Source organism: Pseudocitrobacter faecalis (assembly GCF_965231525.1).
Taxonomy (GTDB): Bacteria; Pseudomonadota; Gammaproteobacteria; order Enterobacterales; family Enterobacteriaceae; genus Pseudocitrobacter; species Pseudocitrobacter faecalis.
Genome location: NZ_CBDDNJ010000002.1, coordinates 1,511,621 through 1,523,403, shown reverse-complemented (window position 1 = coordinate 1,523,403; position 11,783 = coordinate 1,511,621). Strand labels below are relative to the sequence as shown.

13 protein-coding genes are annotated in these 11,783 nt (G+C 54.5%); 6 read left to right on the top strand and 7 right to left on the bottom strand.

Annotated features, from left to right (window positions below; all coding sequences use genetic code 11):
• Window positions 1–3 precede the first annotated feature (3 nt).
• From ACOXYR_RS07850 to aspS, 3 genes are read right to left on the bottom strand one after another with little or no spacing between them, the layout of a single operon-like run.
• On the bottom strand, window positions 4–744 hold the full coding sequence (locus ACOXYR_RS07850) for a YebC/PmpR family DNA-binding transcriptional regulator (protein WP_108475295.1): 741 nt from the start codon (window positions 742–744) through the stop codon (window positions 4–6).
• Window positions 745–771: 27 nt separating this feature from the next.
• Window positions 772–1,215 carry a dihydroneopterin triphosphate diphosphatase gene (nudB, locus tag ACOXYR_RS07845; protein WP_108475294.1) on the bottom strand — a complete coding sequence of 148 codons (444 nt, stop codon included), beginning with the start codon at window positions 1,213–1,215 and terminating at the stop codon, window positions 772–774.
• Window position 1,216: 1 nt separating this feature from the next.
• Window positions 1,217–3,004 (bottom strand): aspartate--tRNA ligase, encoded by a 1,788-nt coding sequence (gene aspS, locus ACOXYR_RS07840; RefSeq protein WP_108475293.1) that lies wholly within the window; start codon window positions 3,002–3,004, stop codon window positions 1,217–1,219.
• Window positions 3,005–3,248: 244 nt separating this feature from the next.
• Here aspS and ACOXYR_RS07835 point away from each other — a divergent pair, with 244 nt between their 5' ends.
• The 5 genes from ACOXYR_RS07835 to cmoB are packed head-to-tail and all read left to right on the top strand — an operon-like array spanning window position 3,249 to window position 6,826.
• A complete protein-coding gene (locus ACOXYR_RS07835) occupies window positions 3,249–3,815 on the top strand; it encodes a hydrolase (RefSeq protein WP_421355343.1) in 567 nt (188 codons plus the stop codon).
• Window positions 3,812–4,630, top strand: coding sequence for a DUF72 domain-containing protein (locus ACOXYR_RS07830; protein ID WP_421355344.1), 819 nt, complete (start codon window positions 3,812–3,814; stop codon window positions 4,628–4,630). The genes ACOXYR_RS07835 and ACOXYR_RS07830 overlap by 4 nt, the downstream gene beginning before the upstream one ends.
• 52 nt (window positions 4,631–4,682) lie before the next feature.
• A complete protein-coding gene (locus ACOXYR_RS07825) occupies window positions 4,683–5,078 on the top strand; it encodes an MAPEG family protein (RefSeq protein WP_113857109.1) in 396 nt (131 codons plus the stop codon).
• A gap of 39 nt (window positions 5,079–5,117) precedes the next feature.
• The gene (gene cmoA / locus ACOXYR_RS07820; protein ID WP_108475289.1) at window positions 5,118–5,861 is read left to right on the top strand and encodes a carboxy-S-adenosyl-L-methionine synthase CmoA; all 744 of its coding nucleotides are present in this window, start codon (window positions 5,118–5,120) and stop codon (window positions 5,859–5,861) included.
• Window positions 5,858–6,826 (top strand): tRNA 5-methoxyuridine(34)/uridine 5-oxyacetic acid(34) synthase CmoB, encoded by a 969-nt coding sequence (gene cmoB / locus ACOXYR_RS07815; RefSeq protein ID WP_113857110.1) that lies wholly within the window; start codon window positions 5,858–5,860, stop codon window positions 6,824–6,826. Before cmoA ends, cmoB begins: the two co-directional genes overlap by 4 nt.
• Before the next feature lie 193 nt (window positions 6,827–7,019).
• On the opposite strand, the gene ACOXYR_RS07810 is transcribed toward cmoB, so the two are convergent.
• From ACOXYR_RS07810 to ACOXYR_RS07795, 4 genes are all read right to left on the bottom strand, one after another.
• Window positions 7,020–7,715: an RES family NAD+ phosphorylase gene (locus ACOXYR_RS07810; RefSeq protein ID WP_421355345.1), complete on the bottom strand. Its 696-nt coding sequence runs from the start codon at window positions 7,713–7,715 to the stop codon at window positions 7,020–7,022.
• The gene (locus ACOXYR_RS07805; protein ID WP_350436221.1) at window positions 7,712–8,113 is read right to left on the bottom strand and encodes an MbcA/ParS/Xre antitoxin family protein; all 402 of its coding nucleotides are present in this window, start codon (window positions 8,111–8,113) and stop codon (window positions 7,712–7,714) included. The genes ACOXYR_RS07810 and ACOXYR_RS07805 overlap by 4 nt, the downstream gene beginning before the upstream one ends.
• Before the next feature lie 195 nt (window positions 8,114–8,308).
• A complete protein-coding gene (gene cutC, locus ACOXYR_RS07800) occupies window positions 8,309–9,052 on the bottom strand; it encodes a copper homeostasis protein CutC (RefSeq protein WP_189622918.1) in 744 nt (247 codons plus the stop codon).
• 75 nt (window positions 9,053–9,127) lie between these two features.
• Window positions 9,128–9,694, bottom strand: coding sequence for a VOC family protein (locus ACOXYR_RS07795; protein ID WP_113857114.1), 567 nt, complete (start codon window positions 9,692–9,694; stop codon window positions 9,128–9,130).
• 232 nt (window positions 9,695–9,926) lie between these two features.
• Here ACOXYR_RS07795 and argS point away from each other — a divergent pair, with 232 nt between their 5' ends.
• Window positions 9,927–11,660: an arginine--tRNA ligase gene (gene argS, locus ACOXYR_RS07790; RefSeq protein ID WP_113857115.1), complete on the top strand. Its 1,734-nt coding sequence runs from the start codon at window positions 9,927–9,929 to the stop codon at window positions 11,658–11,660.
• Window positions 11,661–11,783 lie beyond the last annotated feature (123 nt).

Here is an 11,783-nt window from a genome sequence, read left to right as displayed (position 1 = left end):
CCATTACAGAGTCGCTGCTACCTCATCAGAGATTTCACCGTTATGGTAGACTTCCTGCACGTCATCACAATCTTCCAGCATGTCGATCAGACGCAGCAGTTTTGGCGCCGTTTCTGCGTCCATGTCTGCTTTGGTGGATGGGATCATGGAGACTTCGGCTTCATCGGCTTTCAGGCCAGCGGCTTCCAGCGCATCACGGACTGCGCCCATCTCTTCCCACGCGGTGTAGACGTCGATTGCGCCATCGTCGAAGGTCACAACGTCTTCTGCACCGGCTTCCAGCGCCGCTTCCATGATCGCATCTTCGTCGCCTTTCTCGAAGGAGATCACGCCTTTTTTGCTGAACAGGTAAGCAACGGAACCATCAGTGCCCAGGTTGCCACCGGTTTTGGTGAATGCGTGACGCACTTCCGCAACGGTACGGTTACGGTTGTCAGACAGACATTCAACCATAACCGCAGTACCGCCAGGGCCATAACCTTCATAAATGATGGTTTCCATGTTCGCATCATCATCACCGCCCACGCCACGTGCGATAGCACGGTTCAGGGTATCACGCGTCATGTTATTAGACAGCGCTTTATCGATTGCCGCACGCAGACGCGGGTTGGAACCCGGATCGCCGCCGCCCAGACGAGCAGCCGTTACCAGCTCACGAATGATTTTGGTGAAGATTTTACCGCGCTTGGCATCCTGTGCCGCTTTGCGGTGTTTGGTGTTGGCCCATTTACTATGACCTGCCATAAATATTTCCTCAAAAAGCGCGCCCTATCAGGCGGCGTTAATTACAAACTCTTCAATCGCCTGCCGGTTGCTCCACGACTTGGTTAATGCCGCGGCGTCCACAGCATTAACCCAGCGGTAGGTCAAATGTTCAGTGAACACGATCTCCCGTTCGTGAGGGAGCGCAAGGCAAAACCAGGATTCGGTATTGCGCATGACGCCCGGTGCATAGCGATGACGTAAATGACTGAAAATTTCAAACTCCACCGTACGCTGACAATCCATAAGATTCAGACGCTCCGCGAAAATATCGACAGAGACCTCTTCCTTTACTTCACGCGCGGCGGCCTGCGACGCGGTTTCCCCCTCTTCCACGCTGCCGGTAACCGACTGCCAGAAATCAGGATCATCGCGCCGCTGTAGCATCAGCACCCGCTTCGTGTCCTCGGCATAAATCACCACGAGAATCGAAACGGGACGCTTGAATGACATATTACTTGTTCTCCGCAGACTCTTTTGCTTCCTTCGCCACGACCTGAATGTTCAGTTCCGCCAGAGAAGCCGGATTCGCGAAGCTTGGGGCTTCGGTCATCAGACAAGCGGCTGCCGTGGTTTTCGGGAAGGCGATAACGTCACGGATGTTATCGGTGCCGGTCAGCAGCATGGTCAAACGGTCAAGACCGAATGCCAGACCCGCGTGCGGCGGCGTACCGTATTTCAGGGCGTCGAGCAGGAAGCCGAATTTTTCGCGCTGTTCCTGTTCGTTGATCCCCAGAATGCCGAATACGGTCTGCTGCATTTCGCCACGGTGGATACGCACGGAACCGCCACCCACTTCATAGCCGTTGATAACCATGTCGTACGCGTTGGCTACCGCGTCTTCCGGCGCCGCTTTCAGTTCGTCAGCGGTCATGTCTTTCGGCGAGGTGAACGGGTGGTGCATCGCCGTCAGGCCGCCTTCACCGTCGTCTTCGAACATCGGGAAGTCGATAACCCACAGCGGTGCCCATTTGGACTCGTCGGTCAGGTTAAGATCTTTACCCAGTTTCAGACGCAGTGCGCCCAGCGCATCGGCAACCACTTTTTTGTTGTCCGCGCCGAAGAAGATCATGTCGCCATCTTGTGCGCCGGTGCGCTCAAGAATCGCTTCTACGATTTCCGCATTCAGGAATTTCGCCACCGGGCTGTTGATGCCTTCAAGACCTTTAGCACGTTCGTTAACTTTAATATAAGCCAGACCTTTCGCGCCGTAGATCTTCACGAAGTTGCCGTATTCGTCGATGAGCTTACGGGTCAGTGCAGCACCGCCCGGTACACGCAGCGCAGCAACGCGGCCTTTCGGGTCGTTTGCCGGGCCGGCGAAGACTGCAAACTCAACGTCTTTCAGCAGGTCAGCCACGTCCACCAGCTCCATCGGGTTACGCAGATCCGGTTTATCGGAACCGTAACGGCGTTCAGCTTCGGCGAAGGTCATGATCGGGAAATCACCCAGATCCACACCTTTGATTTCCAGCCATAACTGACGCACCATCGCTTCCATCACTTCACGCACCTGCGGTGCCGTCATGAAGGAGGTCTCAACGTCGATCTGGGTGAACTCCGGCTGACGGTCAGCACGCAGGTCTTCGTCACGGAAGCATTTTACAATCTGATAGTAGCGGTCGAAACCGGACATCATCAGCAACTGTTTGAACAGCTGCGGAGACTGCGGCAGCGCGTAGAATTTACCTTTGTGTACGCGAGACGGTACCAGGTAATCGCGCGCGCCTTCCGGGGTCGCTTTGGTCAGCATCGGGGTTTCGATATCGAGGAAACCGTGGTCGTCCATAAAGCGACGTACGAAGCTGGTGATTTTCGCGCGGGTTTTCAGGCGTTGCGCCATTTCCGGGCGACGCAGGTCGAGATAGCGGTACTTCAGACGCGCTTCTTCGGTGTTAACGTGGTTTGAATCCAGCGGCAGTGAGTCTGAACGGTTGATGATGGTCAGATCAGACGCCAGCACTTCGATTTCACCGGTGGCCATGTCGGCGTTGACGTTTTTCTCGTCACGCGCACGCACGGTGCCGGTGACCTGAATGCAGAACTCATTACGCAGTTCGGAGGCCAGCTTTAATGCATCGGCACGATCCGGATCGAAAAACACCTGCACGATGCCTTCGCGGTCACGCATATCAATGAAGATAAGGCTACCGAGATCACGACGACGGTTGACCCAACCACACAGAGTCACCTGCTGCCCAACGTGGGACGGTCGAAGCTGTCCGCAATATTCTGTACGCATGAGATATCCCTTAACTTAGCCGCAGGCACAACTGTCGCAGCTTTAGCTGAATGTCACTACTGGATGAAAAAAGGGGGCTATTATACTGGAAATTCTCGCTGGCGATAAGCCCGGCGCGCTTTATACGCACGTTTGCTGAACGCTTATTGCGCAGACTCACAAAAATTAACAAAATAGAACCCGCTGATAACCGCTCAGGCGTCGTAAGGTATTGCTCTGTTTGCCTGTTTAGATGAGAAACGTGATGTTGAATATTGATGCGAAAAAAACCGCGCTGGTGATTATTGACCTGCAGGAAGGCATTTTGCCTTTTGCCGGTGGCCCCCATTCTGCGAGTGATGTCGTCACCCGCGCGGCTAGACTGGCGGAAAAGAGCCGCGCAGCCGGTTCGCCGGTAGTGATGGTGCGCGTGGGCTGGTCTGCTGATTTTGCTGAGGCGCTGAAACAACCGGTTGATGCACAGGCGGGCGCGCATGCTTTGCCAGACAACTGGTGGGCCTATCCGCAGGCGCTTGGCAAACACGAGAGCGATATCGAAGTGACAAAACGCCAGTGGGGCGCATTTTATGGCACCGACCTGGAATTACAGCTGCGCCGTCGCGGTATCGACACCATTATTCTGTGCGGCATTTCCACCAATATTGGCGTGGAATCCACCGCGCGCAACGCCTGGGAACTGGGCTTTAATCTGATCATCGCTGAAGACGCCTGTAGCGCCGCCAGTTCGGAGCAACACCAGGGCAGCATGACGCATATTTTCCCGCGCATCGCCCGCGTGCGCAGCACTGAGGAGATAGTTCAGGCACTATGATTTACATCGGTCTGCCGCAGTGGTCACATCCCAAATGGGGACGCCTGGGCATCAGCGGGCTGGAGGATTATGCCCGCTACTTTAATTGCGTCGAGGGCAATACCACGCTCTATGCCCTACCGAAAGCGGAAATCGTCACCCGCTGGCGCGAGCAAACGCGCGATGATTTTCGCTTCTGTTTTAAATTTCCGGCGACCATTTCCCACGAAGCAAAACTCCGCCACTGCGGTGACCTGACGACAGAATTTTTCCAGCGGATGTCGCCGCTGGAAGACAGGATTGGGCAATACTGGCTCCAGTTGCCCGCTACGTTTGGCCCACAGGATCTCCCGGTTTTGTGGGCTTTCCTCGATAGCCTGCCGAAAAATTTCACCTACGGTATAGAGGTGCGCCATCCACAGTTTTTCGATAAAGGCGACGCCGAGCAGCTACTGAATCGCGGGTTGATAGTACGCGGCGTCAATCGCACTGTTCTCGACAGTCGCCCGGTGCATGCCGCCGTGCCGCACAGCGAGGCTATTGTTGACGCCCAGCGTAAGAAACCGAAAGTGCCGGTGCACGCCATTGTCACCGCCCAAAATCCGATGGTCCGGTTTATCGGTAGCGATGATATGGCGCAGAATCAGGCATTTTTTGCCGCATGGTTGAAGAAACTCCCCGAATGGACAACCGCCACCACACCTTATCTGTTTTTACATACACCCGATATTGCCCAGGCGCTGGAGCTGGTTGACGCGCTCTGGCATGACCTGCAAACGGCTCTGCCGGAAATCGGTTCTGCACCCGCGATCCCACAACAATCTTCTCTTTTTTGATAATCCTACCTATCATAGTGAATGCCATCTGCCAGCGAGAAAGGGAGTTTGTATGGTAAGTGCGCTTTATGCCGTACTGGCCGCACTGTTGTTAATCAAGTTTTCCTTCGATGTCGTTCGTCTGCGTATGCAATATCGCGTCGCATACGGTGACGGCGGTTTTAGCGAACTGCAGAGCGCGATTCGTATTCACGGTAACGCGGTGGAATATATCCCCATCGGCGTGATTCTGTTGCTATTTATGGAAATGAACGGTGCGGAAACCTGGATGGTTCACCTGTGCGGTATTTTGCTGCTGGCAGGCCGTTTAATGCATTACTATGGTTTTCATCATCGCCTCTTTCGCTGGCGTCGCTCTGGCATGAGCGCGACCTACATTTCGCTTCTGCTCATGGTGCTGGCAAATCTGTGGTATCTGCCGTGGGAGTTGGTTTTCTCACTCCGTTAGCGCACAATACGCCGTTTTCGTTTTTTCGGATTTTACGTTATGTCTCACCGCGACACGCTTTTTTCTGCGCCAATTGCCCGTCTCGGCGACTGGACCTTTGATGAACGGGTAGCCGAAGTCTTCCCGGATATGATCCAACGCTCCGTCCCCGGCTACTCCAATATCATCTCAATGATCGGCATGCTGGCGGAACGCTTTGTGCAGCCGGCAACCAATGTCTACGATCTCGGCTGCTCGTTGGGTGCGGCAACGCTCTCCATTCGCCGAAACATTGCCCATGAGAGCAGCAAGATTATCGCGGTGGATAACTCGCCGGCGATGGTGGAACGCTGCCGTCGCCACATTGATGCTTATAAAGCGCCAACGCCGGTTGAGGTGATTGAGGGTGATATTCGTGATATCGAGATTGAGAACGCTTCGATGGTGGTGCTCAACTTCACTCTGCAATTCCTTGAACCCGCTGAACGTCAGGCGCTACTGAACAAAATCTACAAAGGGTTGAATCCGGGTGGCGCGCTGGTGCTGTCGGAAAAATTCAGCTTCGAAGATGCGACCGTCGGTGAACTGTTGTTCAACATGCACCACGATTTCAAACGCGCCAATGGCTACAGTGAACTGGAGATCAGCCAGAAACGTAGCATGCTGGAAAACGTGATGCTCACCGATTCCGTCGAAACCCATAAAGCACGTCTGAGCCAGGCCGGGTTTGAACATAGCGAATTGTGGTTCCAGTGTTTCAACTTCGGTTCACTGGTGGCGTTGAAAGCGGGAGCGGCGGCATGATTGAGTTCGGCAATTTTTACCAGCTGATTGCGAAAAATCACCTCTCCCACTGGCTGGAAACCCTCCCTGCGCAGATTGCCGCCTGGCAGCGCGATCAGCACGGGTTGTTTAAGCAGTGGTCAAACGCCGTTGAGTTCCTGCCCGAAATCACCCCGTGGAAACTGGATCTGCTGCACAGCGTGACCGCCGAGAGTGAAACGCCGCTCAGCGACGGGCAAATCAAACGCATTGATACGTTAATGCGCAACCTGATGCCGTGGCGCAAAGGCCCCTATTCACTTTATGGCGTGAATATTGACACCGAATGGCGCTCTGACTGGAAATGGGAACGCGTGCTGCCGCACCTTTCAGACCTGACCGGGCGCACCATTCTGGACGTCGGCTGCGGCAGCGGTTATCACATGTGGCGCATGATTGGCGCGGGCGCGCATCTGGCGGTGGGAATCGACCCTACCCAGTTATTCCTGTGTCAGTTTGAAGCCGTACGCAAACTGCTGGGAAACGACCAACGCGCGCATCTGTTGCCGCTCGGCATTGAGCAACTTCCGGCGCTGAAAGCCTTTGATACCGTGTTCTCAATGGGCGTGCTGTATCATCGCCGCTCGCCGCTGGAACACCTTTGGCAGTTGAAAGATCAACTGGTGAGCGAAGGTGAACTGGTGCTGGAAACGCTGGTGGTTGAAGGTGACGAAAATACGGTGCTGGTGCCCGGCGATCGCTACGCGCAGATGCGTAACGTTTATTTCATCCCCTCTGCCCCGGCATTAAAAAACTGGCTGGAGAAATGCGGCTTTGTTGATGTGCGTATTGTGGATATGTCCGTAACGTCCACGGAAGAACAGCGTCGTACCGAGTGGATGGTAACCGAGTCACTGGCCGACTTCCTTGACCCGAACGATCCGACCAAAACGATTGAAGGTTATCCGGCTCCGCTGCGCGCGGTGTTGATTGCCAAAAAACCTTAAGTCCTTCGCAACGCCTGATGCGCTGCGCTTATCAGGCCGACAAAGTATCGTAGGTCGGATAAGGCGAAGCCGCATCCGAAAATTCACCGCCTGCACCATGCCTGATGCGCTGCGCTTATCAGGCCTACGAAGCATCGTAGGTCGGATAAGGCGGAGCCGCATCCGACATTTCACCCACCGCAATACCGCACCACTAATCTCCGTACAACCGGATGCTGAGAATGTTGGAAATCGATCTGCCGTTCCAGTGATATTCCAGGTGCTCGGTCTGAAGGATCTTCGTTACCAGACAAGGCCGATACAGCACATAACAGCTGTGTCCGACATGGCGGACGGAACAATAGTGAATGCCGTCCACATTTTGCGCCTTCTGTTGCTGCGCAAAGGCCTTCGACTGGCTGTAATCAGTGGCATGATAAATCGAAGATGAGAGGTAAGGCTCCTGGGTGATATCCACCAGCGTGGCATTAAACTCCGTGTAAAGCACCCGCATCTGAACTTTCTGCGCCGGCTCATTGGTGTAACCAAAAATACGCTCCTGATGGTACACCGTCTCTTTCACCGCCGTATCAAGCTGCGGCGCGCAGTAATACCCGCCGAAATCCCCGGTGGTGAAACGTGCGCCTTCCGGGTTCACATGCGTAAACGCCGCCATAACATAGCTACAGCCATGGACGCCAACAAGCCAGTCTTGTTTTGGCACTCTTGATAACGTGCCCACTTGTTCCTGCAACCGCTCGTTGGTAATGGCTTCGACTGCCCATACGGCTTCTAATTCATCATTACTGGCAACATCTTCAAATAAATCGATAGTGGGATAACGGCTGGGGATAATGCGATACGCCGTTGCGCTTTTGAAGGTGGTGAAGATGGGGGCGTCATTAATCAAGCCATCCCCCCTCGCCAGGCCTGAAGGCGTGTGGCAACTTCGTAAAGGTCGGCAACCCGACCTCCGCTCATCACGTCCATTGCCGAACGCCCGGCGAAGAAAGGATGATTATTGGGTTTACGCACCCAGCCATAAATACTGTCTTCCGCGGTGAACAACACGCGCAGGCACTTATGAATATTGAGGATGTAGCTCATCCGCTCAAGCGTGTCCGCACTTAAACGAATGCCCCCGCTTACTTCTTTATATTTGTTCAATGTTGAACGTGAGCTCACCCCCAGCAGTTTTAACTGTTCATCGGTGGTGCATTGCCATTTATCGAGGATACGGAACACCACGGGCAGCGCTTTGCTGGTATCAATTGCACTTTTTTCATGCTGCTTGTGCACGCTTGCCATATATCCTCCTGCGACTTCGTGGCATTAATCACTATTAATATACGAACAATATTAGTGCATTTGTACATTTATGTACACTGTCAAATATTGCCGCGTCGCGCGGATTGGCAGATAAAAAAAGGCCCCTGTTGAATGGGCAGGGGCCTGGTACAAGCAAACATCATATTGGGCGACATGATGCGCGGTAAAAATCGGTTAGTCGGCGTGGTGTGCGATAATCGCCTTCATTTGCGCAACGGCGGCGGCGTCGACAGCATAGCGTGAGTACTCATCCGCGTCCGGGTCTGTTGACATGGAGAGCCCCGGATTACGATAACGCATTGCCGAGGGGATCCACTGCCCGGCAGAGCTGTGAACTTCCTTCACACCCGCCTCAAGAAACAGTTCAAGGTTGCTGGCCCTGACTCCTGCCCCCGCCATAATGATTGGAGCATCGGCACGGGCAATAAGTTCCCGAATTAATGCAAGACCTTTTTCCGCTGACGCTTTTTGCCCGGAGGTCAGCACGCGTGCCACACCCAGTTCTGCCAGCGTATCAATGGCTTGCAGGGGATCTGCGCACATATCAAACGCGCGATGAAAAGTCACCGCTAATGGCCCCGCCGCCGCCATAATTTGCTGCATCCGCGCGCTATCAACGTGACCGTCTTCATCCAGCACGCCAATCACCAGGCCGGGGAAACCCAGCTCGCGAACGGTACGCACATCATTGAGCATCGCCTGAAACTCACCGTCGGTATAGCAAAAATCCCCGCCGCGCGGGCGAATGATCGGATGTACCGGAATCGACACCTGCTCTCGCGTGGATTTCAACACACCATAAGAAGGCGTCAGCCCACCTTCCAGCGGCGCGGCACACAATTCGATGCGATCGGCACCGTTTTTTTCTGCGCTCAGCGCGCACTCCATGCTGTAACAGCATATCTCCAGCACTGTCATTCGATTCTCCATAACTCAAAACCGGGCGGATCATGACACGGTTCGCGGATCCAGACCCCGCGTCACTTCACATTGTTACACTGCCTGTTCGCTGGCTACGATCGCTTCAATCGTCCAGGGATGAAATTTGAGGGTGACTTTACCGTCGGTCACGGCCAGGGTCGGATTGGGCAGGCGCTCCTTCTCCCCTTTCGGTGAGCTGGTTTTTACAACAATCCCCGGCTGGCTTAGCCCTTCATCGCTCATTAGCGCTAACGCGCGGGCATTTAAGGTTTCCGGTTCTCCCGGCAGCACAATTTCAATATGCTCCCAACCCTCGTGGGGATAGCGCTTTTCGCCCGGCCAGGGAAGCTCGACCACGCTGAATTGCCAGTGCGCCACGCACACAGGTTCTCGCAGTTTAAACAGGCAGATGGGACGGCCATTGATCATATTTTCCGAGAGCAGTTCTCCACACTGTTCCAGGCCACGACGCCAGCGCTCAGCAGTGACATTTTGATGGCAGCGAAGCGAAATATGGTCAGCATCCAGCGGCGCAATATTCAATCCCAGGCGAGTGGAAAGATCTGTTAACGCCTGAACGAAACGCGGGAGATCCGCGGAAATATCATTCAGTTCTTCAATTGTCTGCCAGTTAGCCATTTTCCCACTCCCGTTTGCAATAAAGGCGCTAATCTACCCTGTTGTTCGCGGTGAACCAAGATCGGCGGCGACATGAGTGGTTATTCATTAATCGTGCAGGCGCATCTGACGGTTTGTAACGCGTCCCTGATGCTGACGCCATCAGGCAAATGCAGTATACTCCCGCCTTAATTTATCCACACCCGACGCGGCTCTTAACGGGATGCCACGTCTTTCAATGTAAGGTATTTCGGTGAATATTCAGGCTCTTCTCTCAGAAAAGGTTAGCCAGGCCCTGATTGCGGCAGGCGCGCCTGCCGATTGCGAACCACAGGTTCGTCAGTCAGCAAAAGTACAGTTCGGCGACTATCAGGCTAACGGCGTGATGGCGGTTGCGAAAAAACTGGGCATGGCGCCGCGACAACTGGCAGAGCAGGTCCTGTCTCACCTCGACCTTACCGGTGTCGCCTGCAAAGTTGAAATCGCAGGCCCGGGATTTATCAATATTTTCCTCGATCCGGCCTTCCTGGCCGAGCACGTCAACAACGCGCTGGCTTCCGATCGTCTGGGCATTACCCAGCCTGCACCACAAACCATCGTGGTTGACTACTCTGCGCCTAACGTGGCGAAAGAGATGCACGTGGGTCACCTGCGCTCCACCATTATCGGTGATGCCTCGGTGCGTACCCTGGAACTGCTGGGCCACAAAGTGATCCGCGCAAACCACGTCGGCGACTGGGGTACCCAGTTCGGCATGCTGATCGCGTGGCTGGAAAAACAGCAGCAGGAAAACGCTGGCGAAATGGAGCTGGCTGACCTCGAAGGTTTCTATCGTGATGCGAAAAAACACTACGACGAAGACGAAGCGTTTGCCGAGCGCGCGCGTAGCTACGTGGTGAAACTGCAGAGCGGCGATGAATACTTCCGCGAGATGTGGCGCAAGCTGGTCGATATCACCATGACCCAAAACCAGATCACCTATAACCGTCTGAACGTGACACTCACCCGCGATGACGTGATGGGTGAAAGCCTCTACAACCCAATGCTGCCGGGCGTCGTTGCTGACCTCAAAGCGAAAGGCATGGCCGTTGAGAGCGAAGGCGCAACCGTGGTGTTCCTTGACGAGTTCAAGAACAAAGAAGGTGAACCTATGGGCGTCATCATTCAGAAAAAGGATGGCGGCTACCTCTACACCACCACCGATATCGCCTGCGCGAAATACCGTTATGAAACCCTGCATGCCGACCGCGTGCTGTACTACATCGACTCCCGTCAGCATCAGCACCTGATGCAGGCATGGACCATCGTACGTAAAGCCGGTTATGTACCGGAGTCCGTACCGCTGGAACACCACATGTTCGGTATGATGCTGGGTAAAGACGGTAAGCCATTCAAAACCCGCGCCGGCGGTACCGTTAAACTGGCAGATCTGCTGGACGAAGCGCTGGAACGTGCCCGTCGTCTGGTCGCCGAGAAGAACCCGGATATGCCAGCTGAAGAGCTGGAAAAACTGGCCAATGCAGTCGGCATCGGCGCGGTGAAATATGCGGATCTCTCTAAAAACCGTACCACCGATTACATCTTCGACTGGGACAACATGCTGGCGTTCGAAGGGAACACTGCGCCGTATATGCAGTATGCCTACACCCGCGTGCTTTCCGTGTTCCGTAAAGCAGGAATGGAAGAGCGCGAGCTGCTGAACGCAACGGTTGAGATTAAAGAAGATCGTGAAGCCCAGCTGGCCGCACGCCTTCTGCAGTTCGAAGAAACCCTCAATGTGGTCGCGCGTGAAGGTACACCGCACGTCATGTGTGCCTACCTGTATGACCTGGCAGGTCTGTTCTCTGGCTTCTACGAGCACTGCCCGATCCTGACCGCTGAAAGCGAATCTATTCGTAACAGCCGTCTGAAACTGGCGTTGCTGACGGCGAAAACGCTGAAAACCGGTCTGGATACGTTGGGTATTGAGACGGTAGAACGGATGTAACAAAGAAACCCGGCGAAAGCCGGGTTTTTTAATTGCAGCCTGGTGCGCGTTATTCTTGCCGGATGTGGGCGACAAAATAGGCACCGTCCCGGTAGGCCGGATAAGCAAAGCGCATCCGGCACG